The following is a 19,960-nucleotide window of genomic DNA, read 5'->3' as shown; positions in this document are numbered from 1 at the left end:
AGTGGACCCAGGAGGATCCCGGGTTCCGGCCCCGCCGCTCACGCGGCGGGACCGGCTTCCCGCAGTCGAGCGCCTTCGAGGTTCTCCTGTGCTGCGAGCAATGCGGGTACCGACAAATCATCCGGCCTGGTCAGCTGGGACGGCGGTACCCGCGCAGCGTTGCGCCGAGTTCATGCGCGGCACCCGGACGCCGGCGAGCAGACCGCGCCGATCTTCAGGATCCGGCCTACTCGGCGAGGGTTGCCGGGGCCGACCGCGGAGTTTTGCCCGGATCCAGGTCGGCCAGGAAGTACTTCTGCAACATGTGCCAGTCCTCGGGATGGGCGGCGATCCCCTCCGCGTAGGCGTCTGCAAGCGCTTGAGTCATCCGGGCGATTTTCTCCTGCCGAGTGCCTTCGGAAGGCACCGGGATCTCCGGATGGACTCTGATACCCATCCGGCCCGGACCCGAGTACCAGAGGTTCACCGGATACAGCCCGCAGTTGGTCCGTACTGCGAGCGCCGCCGGTCCGGCGGCCATCCGCGTGGTCTCGCCGAAGAGGTTCACTGCGATCCCGGAGGCGCCGAGGTCGCGATCTGCGACGAGGCAGACGGTGCGGCCCTCCCGAAGCCGCCGCGCCAGGGTCCCGAAGACTGATGGTCCGCCGTCGTGCGGCAGCACTTCCATCCCGAGCTTGCGGCGGTAGTTCCAGAATCGTTCAGCGACCGCCTCGGGCTTGAGGTTCTCGGCGACCGTGGTGAACTCGATGGAGTGCGTCACGATGAGCCATGCTCCGGCGTGGTCGTAGTTGCCGGTGTGGCCGAGCGCCAGCACGGCGCCGCGGTCTGAGTGGACCACCTCGGCGATACGTGCACGATCTTCGTCCGCGATGTCGACACTGTCCACGATGCGCTTCTGGTCCCACCCGTTCATCCGGAACGCCTCGCTGTAGTACCGCAGGGCCGATCGCATACCCTTGCGGGACGTCGCGGCGAGAAGCTCCGGCGTCGTGTCCTTTCCCAGGACCCTGAGGAGGTTCGCCTCCAACTGCAGGACCTGCGTGCCGCGCCGCTTCCAGAGACCGTCGGCGATACGGTCGAACATACGGTAGGCCATGCCCTCCGGCATGACCCCGATCAGTGACCAGGCGGCTCCATAGCCGCACCCGATGACCCGGTCTTTGATGCCCATGCGGCCACGGTGTCACGTTTGACCAGGACGCCGCGCTCGAATTCGCCCCCGCCGCGGATGAGGCACCCGCGGACCTCAAGGCCGCGCCACAGCCGACCTCGGCCCCAGGCCGGACGTCCGTCTCCGATTTCGCCTGGCCGCCGCGCCAGGACTGGGAGTCTTCGAGCACCGCAGCACGGGCTTGACTCTCCTGACGGATCGTCAATTCGGCGTGCACCCCTGATGGGCCGTCTGGCCTCTATCCGACCCGGTCCTCTGCTCGCTCGAGATCGAGCCGGCCGAACACGACCAAACTCGGCCAGAATGCCAGCTTCCCGAGGGTGCGCCTGCGGGCCGTCGAACCATCCAGGCCTACGCCCAACGTGTGATGCCACCCCGCCGCTGATTGCTGTCACGCTCGCTCCCACTCGGCCGACGTCCGGATCGTGCCGTCGACGCGGCGGGCCACTGGGGTCGGCTCGGTTTGCTCCCCCTGCGCGGCGGTGGGTCGGCTGCCCGCGATCCGCGCCAACCTTTCGCCAACCTTGGGCGGCAAGAGTGTCCCGGGAACCCACCCGACGCTCGATGAGGAGCTCGACATGGTCTACGCCCAGCCCGGGACCGAGGGCAGCATCTTCAACTTCAAGCCCCGCTACGACAACTTCATCGGCGGCGACTGGGCCGCGCCCGCCGAGGGCCAGTACTTCGACAACCCCAGCCCCGTCACCGGCGAGACGTTCTGCCAGGTCGCCCGCTCCACCGCACCCGACATCGAACGCGCCCTCGACGCAGCCCACCGCGCCGCCGACGCCTGGGGCAAGACCTCACCCACCGAACGCGCCAACACCCTCAACCGCATCGCCGACCGCATCGAACAGCACCTCGAAGTCCTCGCCCTCACCGAGACCTGGGAGAACGGCAAACCCGTCCGCGAGACCCTGGCGGCGGACCTCCCGCTGACGGTGGACCACTTCCGCTACTTCGCCGGCATGGTGCGGGCCCAGGAAGGCAGCATCTCGCAGATCGACGAGGACACCGTCGCCTACCACTTCCACGAGCCCCTCGGCGTCGTCGGCCAGATCATCCCCTGGAACTTCCCCATCCTCATGGCCGCGTGGAAGCTCGCACCGGCGCTGGCCGCCGGCAACTGCGTCGTCATCAAGCCGGCCGAGCAGACCCCCGTCAGCATCCTGGTCGTGATGGAACTCATCGCCGACCTGCTCCCGCCCGGCGTCGTCAACATCGTCAACGGCTACGGCGTCGAAGCAGGCAAGCCCCTCGCCTCCAGCCCCCGCGTCGCCAAGGTCGCGTTCACCGGTGAGACCACCACCGGACGCCTGATCATGCAGTACGCCTCCGAGAACATCATCCCCGTCACCCTCGAACTCGGCGGCAAGAGCCCCAACATCTTCCTGCCCGACGTCACCGCCCACGACGACGACTACCTCGACAAGGCCGTCGAAGGGTTCGTCATGTTCGCCCTCAACCAGGGCGAGGTCTGCACCTGCCCCTCCCGCGCCCTGGTCCACTCCTCCATCTACGACGAGTTCATGGCCCGCTGCATCGCCCGCACCGAAGCCATCGTCGGCGGCGACCCCCTCGACCCCGCCACCATGATCGGCGCACAGGCCAGCAACGACCAGTACGAGAAGATCCTCTCCTACATCGACATCGGCACCAAGGAAGGCGCCCAGATCCTCACCGGCGGCGGCCCCCGCAAGGTCACCGGCCTCGAAGGCGGCTACTACATCGAACCCACCATCTTCAAGGGCCGCAACGACATGCGGATCTTCCAGGAGGAGATCTTCGGCCCCGTCGTCTCCGTCACCACCTTCGACACCCAGGACCAGGCCCTGGCCATCGCCAACGACACCCTCTACGGCCTCGGCGCCGGCGTCTGGACCCGCGACGGCAACACCGCCTACCGCTTCGGACGCGCCATCAAGGCCGGCCGCGTCTGGACCAATTCGTACCATTTGTACCCTGCTCATGCAGCGTTCGGTGGCTTCAAGAAGTCCGGGATCGGGCGCGAGAACCACAAGATGATGCTGGACCACTACCAGCAGACCAAGAACCTGCTGGTGAGCTACTCCGACAAGAAGCTCGGCTTCTTCTGATGGGCGCCGCCCCGCGCACCGCGCGGGTGGAGCTGACCGAGCCGGCCGCCGCGCTCCTGCGGCGGCTGGCCGGTCAGCACGGCCCGCTGATGTTCCACCAGTCCGGCGGATGCTGCGACGGCAGCGCGCCCATGTGCTACCCACGCGGCGAGTTCCGCGTCGGCGCGCGGGACGTGCTGCTGGGCGTCCTCGACGACGACACGCCGTTCTGGATGAGCGCCGACCAGTTCGCCTACTGGCAGCACACCCACCTCACCGTCGACGTCGTCCCCGGCCGCGGCAGCGGCTTCTCGATCGAAGCACCGGAAGGCGTCCGCTTCCTCATCCGCTCCCGGCTGCTCACGGACGCGGAACTCGCCCGCATCGACGCCGAACCCCCACCCCCGACCGGGGCCGACCAGGAGCCGTGACCGCAGGTCAGGCGGAGGCGCCGGCCGTGGTGGTCTCCGGGCCGTTCGCGCTGCCCGCGAGCCACTGCGGCCAGGTGAGATCGAAGGACGCGTAGCCGTTGTCCGCCAGCGCGGCGCCGCGCGGGGAGCCGGTGATGGTGACGGGGTCCCCCACGTGGACGTAGTCGTAGAACCATGTCGCGTCGGTCATGGACAGGTGAACGCAGCCGTGCGAGCCGACGCTGTGCCCGGGGTGCTTGTCGCCGTCGGAGTAGTGGACGTACGTGCCGGAGCCGGTCAGGTGGACGTCCCAGGGCAGGGTCAGGTCGTAGAAGTTGGGGTTCTTCGGGTCGCAGGTGATGTGGACGCTGCAGGAGGTCATGTGCACTTCGGGCTGCTTGTCCATCACGGCCATCGTGCCGTCCCAGGACGGGAACGAGGGGCTGCCGGCGTCGATGGGCATCGTCCTGACGACCGCGCCGTCGCGCTTGACCACCATGGTGTGCCCGGGAACGCTGACGGTGGTCTCGATGTCGGGACCGATGGTGAAGCTGTGCGTGTAGGCGTGGGTGCCGTACCGGCCGTTGCCGTCCGCCACACCCTGCAGGGCCGCCGTGACGGTGACCTTGGTGCCGGGCTTCCAGTAGGTCTGCGGCCGCCAGTCGACACGGGCGTCGCCGAACCAGTGCCAGGCGCCGGTGACCGGCGCCGAGGTGGTGACCTTGAGGTGCTGTTCGACCGTCTTACGCGCGGAGGGCGCGACCGGCTTGGTGAACGCGATGGAGATCGGCATCGCGACGCCGACCGTGCTGCCGTCGGCCGGGGCGATGGTGTTCAACAGCATCGGCGGACCGGCCGGGCGCGTCGGCGAGGCGCTCACGCTGCCACCCCCACCCGAACCCGCCCCCGTGCTCGCACTCGCGCCTGCCTGCGGGCCTGATGCAGCGCCCGCCCCGGCGGACACGCTCCCCCCGCAACCGCTCGCGCCGGCCACCACCGCCCCCGCCAGCAGCGCTATCCCGATGCAGCCCTTGATCCGCCCCACGTACCTGCTCCACTCACCATCAGCTCGACTCGACCGGTTCCCGCAGCTCGGACGGTGATCGTCCGGGGCTGCGGTGCCACCACCTTGCAGTCGATGTCGTCGCCGGGGCCGCGTTCGCCGCCCTCGATGGAACGCTGGAACGTTCCACCCACTCTGACCTGGGAGAACCTGAAGCGCACGGAACGCGCACGGAATGCGGAGGCGGGCAGGTAGGTCATTGTCCGGGTCGGATGATCAAGCAGCGCCACGCTGGTGAGGCACCTGCTGCCGATCCGCAAGCAGTTCGCCGGTGCGGCCGGCGCGACCCGGCCGCTGGCCCATGCACTCGCCGACCTGCAGCGGCTCCTGGGCGCGGAGGGGGCTACGGCGGGGAACCACGCCCTGGTCGAACGGACCGCCCAGGCACTAAGGCTCGCGCCGTCTGGTCGCCGAGCACCTGGCTGCGGCCCGCACCCGGCGTCGCATCATCTCTGACGCGCCGCGCGTCGCGGCGTTCCCTCCCACCGGGGCGCTGTGACGTCGTACAGCCCTAACGGGAGACGTTCTCCGTCAGCTGCCGCAGGATCCGTCGGACGTCGTCGAAGTCCTGCGGCGGGAGGGCCATCGCTTCGCCGATGGCCTGGGGCACCGTCCGGGCGCGCACGCGCAGCTCCTCGCCCTGCTCGGTGAGGCTGACCTGGACGGTGCGCTCGTCCTGCGGGGAGCGCTCACGCCGGACCAGACCGCTGGTCTCGAGTCGCTTGATCAGCGGGGTGAGGGTGCCGTAGTCGAGCTGCAGCGCCACGCCGATGTCCTTGACCGGGACGCTGTCGTGCTCCCACAGCACCAGCAGGACCAGGTACTGCGGGTAGGTCAGCCCGAGCTCCTCCAGCAGCGGCCGATAGCGCTGCGTCACCGCACGCGAGGCCGCGTAGAGGGCGAAGCAGAGCTGGTCGTCGAGCAGCGTCGAGAACCCGCCCGGCTGGGCGGCGCGGGGGTGGTCGGCGGCGGTCATCAGGCTTCTCCGATCCGGATGTGACCCGACCAGGTTACCAACGGGGCGATGGCAACGCCCGCGATGGCAACGTCCACGTTTAACTTGTGCACGAGGTAATCGTGCCCTAGGTTATTCGCCAGACGGAGCCCTCCCGGCTCCCCTTTCGAGGAGTCCGCCATGACCGAGCACGCCTCCACTCCCACCACCGCCACACCCGCCGCCCCCGTCCTCGAGCAGGCCGCGGCCGAGTTCGCCGCAGCGACGGCGAAGCCGCCGTTCCTGTTCGACCTGGGCCCCGTCGAGGGACGCAAGGCGGTCGACGAGGTCCAGTCCGGCGAGATCACCAAGCCGGCCGTCGACGAGGAGTGGATCACCGTCCCCGGCGGTCCCACCGGCTCGGTCCGTGCACGGCTCGTGAAGCCGGCCGGTGCCGCCGGCACGCTGCCGGTGATCGTCTACATCCACGGCGCGGGCTGGGTGTTCGGCAACGCCCACACGCACGACCGGCTGGTGCGCGAGCTCGCGGTCGGCGCGAACGCCGCGGTGGTCTTCCCCGAGTACGACCTCTCGCCCGAGGCCCGCTACCCCGTCGCCATCGAGCAGAACTTCGCCGTCGCCCGGTGGGTCGTCACCGACGGCGCAGCCAAGGGGCTCGACGCCTCGCGGATCGCCGTCGCGGGGGACAGCGTCGGCGGCAACATGAGCGCGGCGCTCACCCTCATGGCCAAGGAGCGCGGCGGCCTGCCGCTGCTCGCGCAGGTGCTGTTCTATCCCGTCACCGACGCGTCCTTCGACACCGGCTCCTACCACCAGTTCGCCGGGGGCTACTTCCTGCGCCGTGACGCCATGCAGTGGTTCTGGGACCAGTACACGACCGACCCGGCCCAGCGCGCCGAGATCACCGCCTCGCCGCTGCGCGCCACCACCGAACAGCTCACGGGCCTGCCGCCGGCCCTGGTCATCACCGGCGAGGCCGACGTGCTGCGCGACGAGGGCGAGGCCTACGCGAACAAGCTCCGCCAGGCCGGCGTCCCCGTCACCGCCGTCCGCTACCAGGGCATCATCCACGACTTCGTGATGCTCAACGCCCTGCGCGGCACCCACGCCGCCGAGGCCGCCATCGCCCAGGCGACGGCATACCTCCGCGAGGCCCTGCACACCGCCTGAGCGGAACGGGCGATCCCGCCCGCCCTGATCCAGCCCGAGACCCCGCCGTCCCCCGGCCGCCAGGGCCTCGGGCTGCCTCACGCTCTGTTCGACGTCAGCCGCGGACGACGTTCTCGGCCTGCGGACCCTTGGGACCCTGGGTGACGTCGAACGTCACGTGCTCTCCCTCCTGGAGCTCCTTGAAGCCGCTGCCGGTGATCGCACGGAAGTGCACGAACACGTCCGGGCCGCCGCCGTCCTGCTCGATGAAGCCGAAGCCCTTCTCGGCGTTGAACCACTTGACGGTGCCAGTTGCCATTGCGCTGCTCCCTGTCGGGGCGGGGCCAGCAACATCTGCTGACCATGGGTCGGTCGCGTCCACGAACAGCGGATGAAGCGGAACAGCGGACAGCGAGTCTCTGAGATCACGCTACGGCAGGGTGTTCGTGGACGCCTCGCATGCGCGCTCGCGTCGCGAGTCAGGACGCGCTGCGGAAAGTGGTCCGGTAGGCCTGCGGAGTGGTGCCGGCGATGCGCTTGAAGCGTTCGCGGAAGGCGGTTGCGGAACCGAATCCGGCCTGGACGGCAATGCGTTCGACGGGGTGATCGGTGTTCTCCAGCAGGTACTGGGCGTGGCGGACGCGTGCGCGCAGCAGCCACTGGAGGGGTGTCGTGCCGGTCTGCTCGCGGAAGCGTCGGCTGAACGTGCGGGTGCTCATGCCGCAGCGGTCGGCCAGGTCCTGCAAGGTGAGCTCCTCGCCGAGGTGGTCCTGGATCCACGTCAGGGTGGGTTCCAGCAGCGAGCCGGTCGGCAGGGGCGGGCGCTCGTGGACGATGTACTGGGCCTGGCCTCCCTCGCGCTCCAAGGGGGTGACGGCCAGCCGGGCGGCGTCCGCCGCCACCGCCGAGCCCAGGTCGCGCCGCACCAGGTGAAGGCACAGGTCCAGCCCGGCGGACGCGCCCGCGGACGTGAGCAGCAGGCCGTTGTCCACATAGAGGACCTCCGGGCGCACCTCGACCGCCGGGTACTGCCGGGCGAGTTCGTCCGCGGCGATCCAGTGGGTGGTCGCGGCCAGGCCGTCCAGCAGGCCGGTGGCGGCGAGGGTGAACGCGCCGCCGCAGATCGACGCGATGCGCGTGCCGCGAGCGGCGGCGTCCCGCAGCGCCCGGAGAGCCTCGGCGGGTGGCGGCCCCGCGTGCTCGGCCCGGCCGGGAACGATGATCGTGTCGGCTCCGGCGAGGCCGTCCAGCCCCCACGGGGCGTTGATCGTGAACGTCTCGGTCTCCACCTGCGGCCGGGTGCCGCAAACCCGTAGACGGTAGGGACGGCGCCCGTCCGGCAAGCGGACCCGCCCGAACACCTCGACCGGGATGGCCATGTCGAAGGGCACCGTCTGGTCCAGCGCGAGAATCGCCACCGTGTGCACGAGTGCAGCTTATGCCTGGTTTCAGCCGCACCACAGTTCGCAGGTCATCAGGCATGAGGTGCCGATGGTGCTGGTCAGGGGCTTGGCCGGAACCCGTTGGAACGTGTCATTCCAGCCCATGGTTGCGGGCCGGCGACCCGCCTAGCGTGAGCGCGGCAGTCAACCGACCGGACATGTGAGGGGCACTGATGCTGGTCCAGTTCGTACTCTTCGACGGCTTCGACCCGATGGACGTCATCGGACCGCTCGAGGTCCTCAGCGCAGCGAGGGCCTTCACCGACGAGGTGACCATCACCGTGGAACTGGTCTGCGCGGAAGGCGACCGGGAGGTGCCGAGCGGAGTCCACGGCGTCTCGCTGCGAGCCGTGGCGCGCCTGGACCCGGACCGCGCCGACCTGGTCGTGGTGCCCGGCGCGGCGGGCAGGCTCCCCGGACACGGCGAGGACCAGCCGGGCGCCGAGGCCGTCTGCGCGGACGCCGGTGCCGGAGCCAGTGCCGGTGTCGGTGTCGGTGTGGGCGCGGATGCCGATACCGCCGACGAGATCCCCGCGATCCTCGCCCGCGCGCTGACCACCGAGCTGTCGAAGCTGCTGGCCCAGGCGCTGGCCGCACCGGCCACCACGGTGGCGACCGTCTGCGGCGGCTCCCTGCTGCTGGCGATGGCCGGACTCCTGCACGGCCGCCATGCCACCACCCATCACCAGGGCCTGGACGTCCTCGCGGCCGCCGGTGCGCGCGTCGTACCAGGCCGGGTCGTCGACGACGGCGACCTGGTCACCGCCGGGGGCGTCACCTCCGGTCTCGACCTGGGCCTGTACCTGCTGGAGCGGGCGGTCGGCCCGCAGATCGCCATCGCGGTGGAGCAGCTGTTCGCCTACGAGCGCCGCGGCGTGGTCTGGCGCGACCAGGCCCCGGCGCGGGTGTCCGCCGCGAGCCACACGCGTGCGGCCGGCCACGCGAGCGACGCGGTGCAGCCGCGATGACCAAGCTCCTGCTCGTCCTGCACGTCGTCGCGGCGATCATCGCCGTCGGGCCGGTGACCGTGGCAGCCAGCATGTTCCCCGCCGCGACCCGCCGGGCCGCGAGCGCGCCCGACCGCCCCGAGGCCGTCGCCACGCTCCGGGTGCTGCACCGCATCTGCCGGGTCTACGCCGTGCTCGGTCTGGCCGTGCCCGTGTTCGGCTTCGCCACCGCCGGTGAGCTGCACGTGCTGGGCAGTCCCTGGGTGATCGCCTCGATCACCCTGACCGGCGCGGCCGCGCTGGTGCTGGCGCTGTTGGTCCTGCCGACCCAGGAACGCCTGCTGACGGAACTCGTCGAGCCGGACGCCATCCCGGCCACGGCCGTCCCGGCAAAAGTCACGCGCGCGCGGACCGCGCGCCTGGCCATGCTGACCGGCTCCTTCAACCTGCTCTGGGCGACGGTCACCGTGCTGATGATCCTCCGCCCCGGCTCCACCACGGGAGTGTGACACCAGTCGATGGCGGCCACGGTCTCCTCCCTCGCCGAGGCGGGACTCGTGGAACGGCGCCCGGACCCCGCCGACGGTCGGCGTCGGGTGATCGCGCTGACCGCCGAGGGACGCCGACGAGCCGAGGAGAGTCGACAGGCCCGCGGCGAGTGGCTCGCCGCCCAGCTGCAGAGCAAGTGCACCGAAGACGAACGGCAGACCGTGATCGCGGCCATGTCCGTACTGGAACGACTCGTCCAGGAATGACCAGACCACCGCCTCGCGCGGCGACACCAGGAACACCGCCCTGCAGCGGCCGACCTCGACTTCCGCGTCACCGTCCTGTCCGACGCCTGCGCCGACCCCGACCCCGAGCTGCACCACACCCTGCTCACCACGGTCCTCGCCCGGCGCGGAGAGGTGCTGTCGACGAGCGAATGGGCCGAGGCACTGAAGGCAGACGCCTCACAACCTGCAACCCGCAGGCGTGTCATCCCGCGTCGGCCGGACCGGCGGTCAACTCGCCCAAGGCATCGAGCTCCCGGCCGATCGCCTCGCGCAAGGCGTCGTGCTTCGGTCCGAGTGCGCAGGCAGGATCGCGCCAGTTCTCCACGGGATACCACCACACCGGGCGGCTCACGAGATCCGGGCGCTCCCATTCGAACCGAGGCCACACGTGCGCGTGCAGGAAACCGTCGGTGTTGCCGAGGATCTCCAGGTTCACCCGCCGGAACTCCGGATCCAGCCGCCGGCAGGCCCGCTCCACGGCCTCACCCAACCGGTCCATGTCGGCGAGGAAGGCCAGCCGCTTGCTCCGCGGCAGCTCGGACAGACGCTGCACCTCGGGCTCGTCCACCAGCAGAACCGAATAGCCCGGCAGGAACTGCACGTCACCGATCACTGCGAAACCCGCGTCAAGCCGCCGGAGCACGGTGGGGTTCGTCCCGTTCAGTGCCGTGCCGATCCTGTCGTCCCGCCAGTCGCCCACCATGAGATCGCACCGTACACGCGCGACGTTCACCCCAGCGACGCTCATCCCAGCGCCGCGCGGAGCCGCGCCGCCGCGAGGCCGCGGCGGGCGTCGTCAGGGGCGAGGAGGGAGAGGGCGTGGCGGTGGAGGGCGATGTCGTAGCGGGCATGGTGGCCGAAGGCGAGGGCCAGGGAGGGGTCCCCGGACGCCAGGACGGCCTCGCGGAGGGCGACATGGAGGTGCTCACGCCACTCGACGACGCCCGGGGCCTCCGAGCGGGCGAGCAGCGGCCCGGCGTAGACGGCCAGCGCCGTCTGCGTGTCACCGCGTTCGACGGCCGTCGCGACCAGCGCCGCGTCGCAGGCCAACGGGCGCGTCAGGGCGTAGCGACGGGTGGCGATGCCGCCGCCCAGTGCGCTGCGCAGGTGGGAGACCTCGGCCTTGAACGTCGAGGCCGAGACGGGGCGCTCGCCGTAGAGAGCATCGCGCAGGCGCTCGGGGGTGAACCCCTCCGGTTCCAGGGCCAGCAGCGCAAGGATCTCCAACTGCCGTGGCCGGAGCGGGATCTCCCTCGCCTGGCGTTCCAGGCGGGGGCTCTCGCCGAGCACGCTGAGGCACAACTCGGCGTCCACCGGCGGCGACGCGGCCACGCCCTGCTCCCGGATCCGCTCCTCGATGCCGGCCGCGAGCAGGCGAACCGTGGAGAGGGCGAGCGGATGTGAGCGGTCCCAGGTCGTCGACAGGTCCAGCACGCCGAGCACCCGCCCGTCGGGGTGCCGGATCGGCGCGCAGTAGCAGACCCAGCCGTGCAGCGCCGAGACGTAGTGCTCGGCCGAGAACACCGTCGCCGCCTGCCCGCGCAGCAGGGCCAGCGAGAGGGCGTTCGTCCCCATCGCCTGCTCGTCCCAGCGACCGCCCGGGGCGAAGTTGATCCGCTCGGCCGCACGACGCATGTGCGGGCCGCCGCACGTCCACAGGATCGTGCCGGTCTCGTCCGTCACGGCCGCCACGAAACCCGCGTCCTCGGTGATGCGGCGCAGCTCGTCCGCCACCGCGCCGACCGGGCGACGCAGTTGGGAGTCGGCCCAGCGGGAGCGCGCCGCGTCCGCGTCCGTCACCGGTGCCTCGACACAGGCCCGGTCCACGCTTGCGCCGCTACGGGCCCAGGATTCCACCACCTCGGAGCGCAGCGCCCCGCTGCCCGTCTTCGGGCGCCATGGGCCGGATCGCCCCCGCCTGCCGCCGACGCCCCGCGCTCCGACGGCCGGGGATCCTGCAGCCGGGTATCCCACGGCCGGGAGTCCGAAGGCCGGAGCACCGCCGAGCGCATCGTTCCCTACGGCGGCGCCCGGGTCGCCGTCACCCGTAGCGCCGCCCGCGCCGACAGCCTCGCCCCAGCGCACCCATGCCCGCTCCAACTCCTGCCGGAGCCGTCGCAGTTGCGACGCGTCGGGCACCCCGCCCGATCCACCGGGCTCCGCACCGGCGGGCTGGGCTCCCGTGTCCGTCCTCACGTCTCCCATTTACCTCGCCTCGGCCGCCGCCGACAAGAGCCCCCGCAGCGACGCCCCGACGAGACGGTTGCCAGTATTCGCCGCCGCCCGGTCCCGCGCGCCCAATCGATCGGTTCTCACTCCTTCGAGTGGACGGCTGGCGAAATCCTTCCGCTCCGGGGCTACGGGACTAGCGTCGGCAACTGGAGTCGGCCACGGCTCACCAGCAGGGCAGGAGGGGCCCGGCCCGGGTGGGACCGGGCGGGGAGGTTGCCGTCATGGGGAGTTCGGCCGACGCATGGGCCCGCACGGGTGCTCCGGGCGCGGCGGGAGCGCCGCGGACACCGTGGGCGGGCGTGCGGGAAGGCACATCACGGGAGGGCGCATCGTGGGGCGATCGGGGCTCGGCGCAGGCGCGCGAGCGGTTTCTGGGCGGCGACGAGGTGCGGGGCGTCGTCCGAGCCGGGGTCCTGGCGTCCTGGGAACGCTGCCGTGCCACCGGACTGTCGGCGGAGCGGACGCAGCTCCGCTACGACCCGGATCCGGACGGGGAGGAGCGCCTGCTGCTGGCCTCACTGCCCGTCCTCGAGCGGCTGCACGAGCAGCTGCTCGGAACGCGGGTCAGCGTACTGCTGGCCGACGCCCACGCCCGGGTGATGGACCGCCGGGCGGGCGAGCCGGCCCTCGACCGGCATCTGGACGCGGTGCAGCTCGCGCCCGGGTTCAGCTGGGCGGAGCACGACGCGGGGACGAACGGAATCGGCACAGCCCTGGTCGAGGGCCGCCCCGGCGTCGTCCTCGGCAGTGAACACTTCTCCGAGGCACACCGCGCCTTCGCCTGCACGGGCGCACCGATCCGCGACCCGCTGACGGGCGCGATCCGCGGCGTCGTCGACCTGACGACCTGGCGCCGGGACGCGCACCCGCTCATGGCCGCGCTCGCCCGCGAGGCCGCAACGGCGGTCGAGCACCGCCTTCTCGAGCAGTACACGCTCCGCGAACGCGCCCACCACGACCGGGCGCTGCGCACGGCGGCCCGGCGCGGGGCCGTCCAGCACAGGCCGACCCGCGGCCGCCGCACATCCTGGGAGGCGGCTCTCCCCCTCCGCGCGCTGACGGCACGCCACCCCGCCCACCCGGCCCTGGCGGTGGTGCCCCCGAGGGGGCAAGGCTCCGAGCTGCCATCGCCGGGGGCGCAGCGCCCGGGAGCGCCGTGCACCGGAACGCGGTGCGGCGGAGAACCGTCCCACGGCGGGACAGAACTGGGGACGCCGACCCGGGAAGCAGTGTCCCGGGAGCCGCTGTCCCGGGAAGCGCCGCCCCTGCGCGGGCCGCACCTCTGGGTGCCGTCCCCCGTGGTGCCGTCGGGCCGGGGCACGTGCCCGGAGAGGCCGCGCCCGGGGAGGCCGCCGCTGGGCGGCGCGGCCGACGAGGTCACCGCACGGGCCGTGGTGTCCGTCCGCGGCGGCGATTCGGGTCGGGAGGGGTCGGTCAGCCGTCGCACGGTCGACCGCGAGCCCGAGGACCACACGCCCGCCCACGGGGGCTCGCGTCCATGGGCGCCCGTGCACTCGGGCTCGCCCTCAGCCGCGCCCTCAGCCGGGGGCTCGGCGGTCACGAGCGGCGCGCCCGGTTCGCTCAGCGCGGGCGTCGGCGTCGGCGTCGGGCGGATCGCCGTCGCGGCGCGGCATCGTCTCACGCTGCTGTGGGAGGCCGGGGTCCGGATCGGCACCACCCTCGACGTCGGCCAGACCGCCCACGAGTTGGCCGAGGTGGCGCTGCCGGAGTTCGCCCAGTACGCCGCCGTCGACCTGGCCGACTGGGTGCCCGAGGGCGCCGAGGCGCCCGCCGGTGCGGATGTGGGGCCCCTGCGGCGTGCGGCCACGCGGACGATACGTGCCCGCGGGGCGCTGCTCCCGGTCGGGGCGCCGGTCGGCTACCCCGTGGGCTCCGCGCAGGCGCGGGCCCTCACCTCTGGGCGGGCCGTGCTGGACGAGGAGTCGACGAGCGTCGTCCGGACCGAGTCGGGGCTGGAGGACTACCGCGTGGGCGCGGTGATCGCGGTCCCGCTCTCCGCCCGGGGCACGGTGCTCGGCGTGGCGTCGTTCTACCGGTCCGTCGACGCCGGGCCGTTCCACGGGGACGATCTGACGCTCGCCGAGGAGCTGGCGCACCGAGCCGCCGTCTGCCTCGACAACGCCCGCCGCTACACGCGTGAGCACGCTCTCGCCCTCACGCTGCAGCGCAGCCTGCTGCCCCGGGCGCTCCCCGAACTGCCCGCGATCGAGGTCGCGCACCGCTACCTGCCGGCCCAGGAGGGCGTGGGCGGGGACTGGTTCGACGTGATCCCGCTCTCCGGGGCGCGCGTCGCGCTGGTCGTCGGCGATGTGGTCGGGCACGGCATCCACGCCGCCGCGACGATGGGTCGGCTGCGCACCGCCGTCCGCAACTTCTCGGCCCTCGACCTCCCGCCGGAGGAGCTGCTCGGCCATCTGGACGCGCTCGTCGACGCGATGGACCAGGAGGAGGGCGAGCTGGGCGGCATCGGGATCATCGGGGCGACCTGTCTCTACGTCATCTACGATCCCGTCAGCCACAGCTGCACACTGGCCAGCGCTGGTCACCCGTCCCCCGCGTTGCTGCTTCCGGACGGCTCGGTCGGCTTCCCCGAGGTGCCGTCGGGCCCGCCGCTCGGCCTCGGCAGCACGCCGTTCGAGGCCGTGGAGTTCGCGCTGCCCGAGGACAGCGAGATCGTCCTCTACACGGACGGCCTCATCGAGGACCGCGACCGGGACATCGACGTGGGTCTCGCCCGGCTCGCCGACGTGCTCGCGACCGCACGAGCCGGTCGGGACCGCACGCCGGAGGCACTCTGCACGGCTGTCGTGTCGGCGCTCTTACCCGAGCGGCCGCGCGACGACGTAGCGCTGCTGATCGCCCGGACGCGGGGCGTGAGCGGCGCGCTGGTGGCGCGCTGGCCGGTGCCGCTGGAACCCGCGGCCGTCGCCGGGCTGCGGGCACAGGTACGCGCGCGGCTGCGCGCCTGGGGGCTGGCCGAGGTCGCGGGAACGGTCGAACTGATGGTCAGCGAACTGGTGACGAACGCGATCCGGCACGCCACCGGCCCCGTGGAGCTCCGACTGCTGCGCGATCGCGGTCTGATCTGCGAGGTCGCCGACGGCAGCAGCGTCTCGCCGCGGATGCGCCGCGCACGCTCCGAGGACGAGGGCGGGCGCGGCCTCTTCCTGGTCGCCCAGCTTGCCGAGCGCTGGGGCACCCGCTTCACCAGCGGCGGCGGCAAGGTGATCTGGGCCGAGCTCAAGACCCGTGCCGGGCTGGCCAAGCGGGCCGAGCCACGTCCGCAGGCGGCCGGGGTACCGCTGGGCGTCACGCTGGGCGAACAGGGTGTATAGGGTGAGGCATGGCAGAAATGATCTCCACGCAGGGCCCTGACCAGCCGTACCGTCCGAGCGACCCCGCCGGAGCCATGAGCGGCTCCGCCGCGTACGCGTGGTCCGTCCGGCCCGAGGCGACGGACGGCTCCGAGATCACGGCGGTCCGCCGCGTCAACCTGACGGCCTTCCCCACCCCGAACGAGGCTGATCTCGTCGACGCGCTCCGGCTGGATCCGGGGGCGTGGGCGCCGGGCTTCTCGGTGGTGGCCACCGCACCGGACGGCGAGGTCGTCGGCCACGCGCTGCTGACGCGGTGCCATGTGTCGGGCACCCCCGCGCTGGCCCTCGCCCCCGTCGCGGTCCTCCCGCCCTGGCAGCGGCGCGGCGCGGGGACCGCGATGATCCACGCGCTGCTGGACGCCGCCCACGCGGCCGGCGAGCAGCTGGTGCTGGTCCTGGGCCACCCGGCCTACTACCCGCGCTTCGGCTTCGTCCCCGCGTCCGGCTACGGCATCAAGCCGCCGTTCGAGGTGCCGGACGAGGCGATGCTCGCCCTGGCCCTCGACCCGGGCCGTCCCGTCCCCGGCGGCGCGATCCGCTACGCGCCCGCCTTCGGCGACTGACAGGGGGAGCTGACGGTTCGGCAGACGGAGATCGAACCCCGGCTCGACTGCGTGGGCTGATTCGGCTGCGAGATCAGCCGTTCGGGGATTCGGCGTCGTCGGCGCTGCCGGTGGACTGAGCGGGGATCTGCGCCTTAGGGGACGGTGCCCCGCCCGCAGCCGCAGCAGGTCCACTGCTCGCCGGGGGTTCAGCCGCTGCGCTTTCGACGGCGACGGGTTCGCTCACGGCCGTTCCGGCGGGCGCGGGCTTCGTCGCGGCGGCTCCTGCCGAAGCCACGGCGCCGACCGCAGGCGGGGTGTCGTTCAGGGGGTGGGTGACGCTGCTGGTGTCGAGGAAGAGTGCGCTGAACGCCGCCGCGACGGCCACGAAGGCGGCGGGGGCGTTGGTGTGACCGCTGCCGTCGACGACCAGGGCGAGCGCCGTGACCAGCAGCGCGGCGCAGCCGACGACCGCCTGGATCCCCCAGGACGCGTCCGCCCCGGCCGTGCCCCGCCCCGCGCCGACCGCTGCGACCTGTGCGACCGGCTCCGTTGGCGCAACCGGCGAACTGGGCCGAGTGGGCGCAGTAGGCGCGGTGGGCGCAGCCTGCGCGGACTTCCTCGAACCGCCCGGGTTGATGGCGGCGCCGAGCAGAGCCGCCGCGAGCGCGCTGGAGACCTGGCCGACCGAGGAGAGGTCGACCTTGGCGCCCTGCCAGGCGACGATCGTCATGATGACCATCAGCCCCAGATAGGCGACGGTCAGCGCAGCTCGGGCGAGAGTACGGGGTTTGGACACCAGGTCGACGAACATGCGTCAACCATGGTGCTGGACGTCCGACCCCCACAATGCCCCACGAGATAACGATTTGACGGCCCATCGTCCGCTTGTGGCGGCACCGAGCGGCGCGGGACGGCCCGGCCGGTCCGCGAACCGAACAGGCGCACTACGCGTCCGCCTGCGGTGTGATGGACTCGATGATGTCGGCGCTGTCGCCCTCGAAGTCGAAGTGATCCAGGGTGACTCCGTAGCGTCTCGCCATCTCGTAGAGGTCGTGGGACTCCGTCACCACGACCTCCTCGCCGATCGGGTTGTTCAGCGCGTCGTGGGCCTGGGCGACGACGTGGCGGGGCCCGATCTCGGTCTTGACCCAGACCCGAACCGATGTCCCGGATTGTCCCGTCATGATCCAATTATCCGTCCGCACACACGGAAGCGCCAGCCCGACACGCGCAGTAGTCGAGCGCTCAACAGAGCCCTCCGATCCGTGCGGCCATCCATGCCAGTGCCTCCTCGGCGGCGTCCGAGAGGACGGAGACGTGACCCTGCCCTGGTCGCTCCCACCACTCCGCGCCGGGACAGCGCCCGGCCAGCCAGGCGCCGTGGGCGGCGGGGACCATCCGGTCGGCCGCACCGTGGACCACCAGCGTCGGAACGCCGATCTGCCCCGAATCGCAGCCCCAGGGGCGGACATAGGCGAGGTCGTCGTCGACCATGCCACCGAGGCCGCCGGCCGTCGCCCGCTGGACGACGCCCATGAACCAGGACCACGGACCGGCACTCAAGGCGGTGTGGTCCTCCGGGGTGAAGATCTCGGGATCGAAGTCGCCCGCGGCGAGCACGCTCTCCAGCTCCTCCGGGCCCGCGAGGGCGGCGCGCAGCTCCGCCGCGCCGTTGGGGTGCATGCCCGCGAACCAATCCCCGCCCTCCTTCTCGAAGGCGCCGAACGGGGCGACCCCCGAGATGCTCACCACCGCACTGACACGGTCGGGGAGCAGCGCGCCGCAGGCCAGGGCGTGCGGGCCGCCGCCGGAATGGCCCAGCACGGCGAAGCGGCCGACGTCGAGCGCGTCCGCGACGGTGGCCGCCTCCGCCGCGACGGACGCGATGTCACGCCCCTGGTGACGTGTCGAACCGCCGTAGCCGGGGCGGTCGTAGGCGATCCAGCGCAGGCCCAACCGCTCGGCGGCCGCGAAGAGCGGCACCGGCGGCTCCCCCGTGTTGGGCGTGCCGTGGTGCCAGAACACCACCGGGCGAGGCGCGCCGTCGGCGGCCTCGCCGGTGTCGTAGACGTGCAGAGTGCGGCCGTCGCCGAGGGCGACGTCCCTTTCGGTCACTGTCGTCATGGGGCGAATCTAGCCAGCCCGACTGACAGCGAACCCCGCGGCTCAGCCGACGGACGCGCCGGCCTCGACCAGCTTGGCGTAGGGGGCGTGCTTGCGCACGGCCTCGATGCTCTTCTCACAGGCCTCACGCGATTCGAAGACCTCGCTCAGAGCGATGACCTCGCCCGTCGCCGCCTTCAGGGTGAACCGGTACTCCTGCGGCCTGTCCATGTGGACCTCGAACTTGCCGGGCATGCCCGCACTCCTTCGTCCGTCTCTGTCGTCTGACCCTGCAGCAGCCGGTCACTCTGCGTTGCCGACCGACTACTGCAGAAGCTAACGCCGATCGCCCGCCTCGGCATCCGGAGCGCTCCCGAAGCTTCCCGGAGCGCTCCCGAAGCTTCCCGGGGCGCTGCCGGGCGCTCCCGAAGCGTTCCCCGGGGTCGCCCGCGATGCCGAGGCGGGCCACGCGGACCTGCGGTCAGCTCTCGACCGGCAGCTGCAGCACTCCCGTCCCGCGCTTGACCAGCTCACCTGCGATGATCAGGCGCTGGATCTCGGAGGTGCCCTCCCAGATCCGGTCGACGCGCAGCTCCCGGTAGAGACGCTCGACCGCGTAGCTGCGGTCGTAGCCGCGCCCGCCGAAGATCTGCACGCAGCGGTCGATGACCCGTCCGGAGGCCTCGCTGGCCGAGAGCTTCGCGATGGCGGCCTTGGCGTGCAGGGTCTTGCGGTCGGTGTCGGGCTGGTCGGCCTCCCACGCCACCTGGTGGGTGTACGCGCGGTGCACCGCGATGTCGGCGGCGCTGTCTGCCAGCATGCCCTGGACCAGCTGGAACGAGGAGATCGGCTGCCCGAACTGCTCACGGCGCACGGCCCAGTCCCGGGCCAGCTCCAGACCGCGCTCGGCCGCGCCGATGGTCCGGGCCGCGATCATCAGACGCTCCTCGGTGAACCACGACCGGGTGATGTCGTAGCCGTTGCCGAGGCCGCCGAGCACGGCGTCCTCGGGGACGAAGACGTCGGTGAAGGTGAACTCGGGGTGCTCGTACACGAAGGTGTGCATGAAGCGCGGCACGCGGGTCATCTCGATGCCCGGGGTGTCCTTGTCGACCAGGAACAGCGTCGGAGCCTTCTCCTCGCCCGCGGCGGCCAGCAGGATCATGAAGTCGGCGTGGTCGCCCACCGTGACGAACCACTTCTCGCCGTTGATGAGCCAGCCGCCGTCGGTGCGGGTCGCGGTGGTGGCGAGGTTCTGCGGGTCGGAGCCGGCGCCGGGCTCGGTGACGGCGTAGCAGTCACGCCGCTGCCCCTTGATGACCGGGACCAGGTAGCGCTCGCGCTGCTCCTCGGTGCAGAAGCGCAGGGCGTTGGCGGGGCGCCAGACCATGTCCCACAGCGCGCCGGTGAGCCGGCCCAGCTCCTCCTGGACGACGGCCTGCTCCAGGATCGTCAGTCCCGCGCCGCCCCACTCGGCGGGCATGTTGACGGCCTGCAGACCGGACTCGAGGACGGCGTCGCGCACGGCCTCGTGGGCCTCGCGCGGGAGGCCGTTGTTCTCCTCGCAGTCCTGCTCGTACTTGGCGACGAAGTCCGTCAGCTCCCGGGCCTTGGCCTTGAGGCCGACCTGACGGGGGGTGAGGCGGAAGTCCATGATGCTCCTCGGCGAAACGAACGGTGGTGGATGGCGGGCG

The 19,960-nt window shown here is 72.0% G+C and carries 19 protein-coding genes and 1 pseudogene; 8 read left to right on the top strand and 12 right to left on the bottom strand.

The features are described from left to right. Positions 1-226: 226 nt before the first annotated feature. Positions 227-1,171, bottom strand: a complete 945-nt coding sequence (locus TR49_RS32565; protein WP_042388038.1) for a phosphatidylinositol mannoside acyltransferase — start codon at positions 1,169-1,171, stop codon at positions 227-229. A gap of 578 nt (positions 1,172-1,749) precedes the next feature. Between TR49_RS32565 and adh the strand changes: the two genes are divergently transcribed. Then, entirely contained in the window at positions 1,750-3,267 is a 1,518-nt protein-coding gene (gene adh / locus TR49_RS32560) for an aldehyde dehydrogenase (protein WP_042388036.1), read from the top strand. Further along, positions 3,267-3,677, top strand: coding sequence for a DUF779 domain-containing protein (locus TR49_RS32555; protein WP_042388034.1), 411 nt, complete (start codon positions 3,267-3,269; stop codon positions 3,675-3,677). The genes adh and TR49_RS32555 overlap by 1 nt, the downstream gene beginning before the upstream one ends. A 7-nt stretch (positions 3,678-3,684) precedes the next feature. Here the strand turns inward: TR49_RS32555 and TR49_RS32550 are convergent, their stop codons facing one another. Beyond that, positions 3,685-4,701 (bottom strand): L,D-transpeptidase, encoded by a 1,017-nt coding sequence (locus TR49_RS32550; RefSeq protein WP_042388032.1) that lies wholly within the window; start codon positions 4,699-4,701, stop codon positions 3,685-3,687. A 529-nt stretch (positions 4,702-5,230) separates the two neighbouring features. Then, complete coding sequence (locus TR49_RS32545; protein ID WP_042388030.1) at positions 5,231-5,695, bottom strand: MarR family winged helix-turn-helix transcriptional regulator; 465 nt, start codon at positions 5,693-5,695, stop codon at positions 5,231-5,233. A gap of 159 nt (positions 5,696-5,854) precedes the next feature. Here TR49_RS32545 and TR49_RS32540 point away from each other — a divergent pair, with 159 nt between their 5' ends. Next, positions 5,855-6,844: an alpha/beta hydrolase gene (locus tag TR49_RS32540; RefSeq protein ID WP_042388028.1), complete on the top strand. Its 990-nt coding sequence runs from the start codon at positions 5,855-5,857 to the stop codon at positions 6,842-6,844. Positions 6,845-6,938: 94 nt separating this feature from the next. On the opposite strand, the gene TR49_RS32535 is transcribed toward TR49_RS32540, so the two are convergent. Continuing rightward, entirely contained in the window at positions 6,939-7,142 is a 204-nt protein-coding gene (locus tag TR49_RS32535) for a cold-shock protein (protein WP_042388026.1), read from the bottom strand. 160 nt (positions 7,143-7,302) lie between these two features. Beyond that, positions 7,303-8,250, bottom strand: a complete 948-nt coding sequence (locus TR49_RS32530) for a GlxA family transcriptional regulator (protein ID WP_042388025.1) — start codon at positions 8,248-8,250, stop codon at positions 7,303-7,305. 188 nt (positions 8,251-8,438) lie between these two features. On the opposite strand from TR49_RS32530, the gene TR49_RS32525 reads away from it, so the two are divergent. The 3 genes and pseudogenes from TR49_RS32525 to TR49_RS43240 form a co-directional block, all read left to right on the top strand. Beyond that, the gene (locus TR49_RS32525) at positions 8,439-9,233 is read left to right on the top strand and encodes a DJ-1/PfpI family protein (RefSeq protein WP_042388023.1); all 795 of its coding nucleotides are present in this window, start codon (positions 8,439-8,441) and stop codon (positions 9,231-9,233) included. Continuing rightward, positions 9,230-9,721 carry a membrane protein gene (locus TR49_RS45940; protein ID WP_042388020.1) on the top strand — a complete coding sequence of 164 codons (492 nt, stop codon included), beginning with the start codon at positions 9,230-9,232 and terminating at the stop codon, positions 9,719-9,721. Before TR49_RS32525 ends, TR49_RS45940 begins: the two co-directional genes overlap by 4 nt. Then, positions 9,722-9,967: pseudogene (locus TR49_RS43240) on the top strand (MarR family winged helix-turn-helix transcriptional regulator); the annotation flags it as partial. A 223-nt stretch (positions 9,968-10,190) separates the two neighbouring features. Here the strand turns inward: TR49_RS43240 and TR49_RS32510 are convergent. Then, positions 10,191-10,691, bottom strand: coding sequence for an HIT family protein (locus tag TR49_RS32510; protein WP_042388018.1), 501 nt, complete (start codon positions 10,689-10,691; stop codon positions 10,191-10,193). 41 nt (positions 10,692-10,732) lie between these two features. Continuing rightward, on the bottom strand, positions 10,733-11,815 hold the full coding sequence (locus tag TR49_RS32505; RefSeq protein ID WP_201776256.1) for a GAF domain-containing protein: 1,083 nt from the start codon (positions 11,813-11,815) through the stop codon (positions 10,733-10,735). 704 nt (positions 11,816-12,519) lie between these two features. Here TR49_RS32505 and TR49_RS32500 point away from each other — a divergent pair. Further along, a complete protein-coding gene (locus TR49_RS32500; RefSeq protein ID WP_236653625.1) occupies positions 12,520-15,576 on the top strand; it encodes a SpoIIE family protein phosphatase in 3,057 nt (1,018 codons plus the stop codon). A gap of 74 nt (positions 15,577-15,650) precedes the next feature. Next, positions 15,651-16,181, top strand: a complete 531-nt coding sequence (locus tag TR49_RS32495) for a GNAT family N-acetyltransferase (RefSeq protein WP_042388062.1) — start codon at positions 15,651-15,653, stop codon at positions 16,179-16,181. Between the two features lie 73 nt (positions 16,182-16,254). Here TR49_RS32495 and TR49_RS32490 read toward each other — a convergent pair whose 3' ends face one another. The 5 genes from TR49_RS32490 to TR49_RS32470 all read right to left on the bottom strand — a co-directional run bounded on the left by TR49_RS32490 (position 16,255) and on the right by TR49_RS32470 (position 19,920). Then, entirely contained in the window at positions 16,255-16,974 is a 720-nt protein-coding gene (locus tag TR49_RS32490) for a hypothetical protein (RefSeq protein WP_042388015.1), read from the bottom strand. Positions 16,975-17,107: 133 nt separating this feature from the next. Next, complete coding sequence (locus tag TR49_RS32485) at positions 17,108-17,347, bottom strand: hypothetical protein (RefSeq protein WP_042388013.1); 240 nt, start codon at positions 17,345-17,347, stop codon at positions 17,108-17,110. 61 nt (positions 17,348-17,408) lie between these two features. Further along, entirely contained in the window at positions 17,409-18,287 is an 879-nt protein-coding gene (locus tag TR49_RS32480) for an alpha/beta fold hydrolase (RefSeq protein ID WP_042388012.1), read from the bottom strand. Between the two features lie 42 nt (positions 18,288-18,329). Beyond that, positions 18,330-18,521: a YegP family protein gene (locus tag TR49_RS32475; protein ID WP_042388010.1), complete on the bottom strand. Its 192-nt coding sequence runs from the start codon at positions 18,519-18,521 to the stop codon at positions 18,330-18,332. A gap of 226 nt (positions 18,522-18,747) precedes the next feature. Continuing rightward, positions 18,748-19,920 carry an acyl-CoA dehydrogenase family protein gene (locus tag TR49_RS32470; protein WP_042388008.1) on the bottom strand — a complete coding sequence of 391 codons (1,173 nt, stop codon included), beginning with the start codon at positions 19,918-19,920 and terminating at the stop codon, positions 18,748-18,750. Positions 19,921-19,960 lie beyond the last annotated feature (40 nt).

It is taken from the genome of Streptacidiphilus melanogenes (genome assembly GCF_000787835.1).
Taxonomy (GTDB): Bacteria; Actinomycetota; Actinomycetes; order Streptomycetales; family Streptomycetaceae; genus Streptacidiphilus; species Streptacidiphilus melanogenes.
Note: the sequence above shows the minus strand (reverse complement) of the source record. Positions and strands in the feature narration are given on the sequence as shown.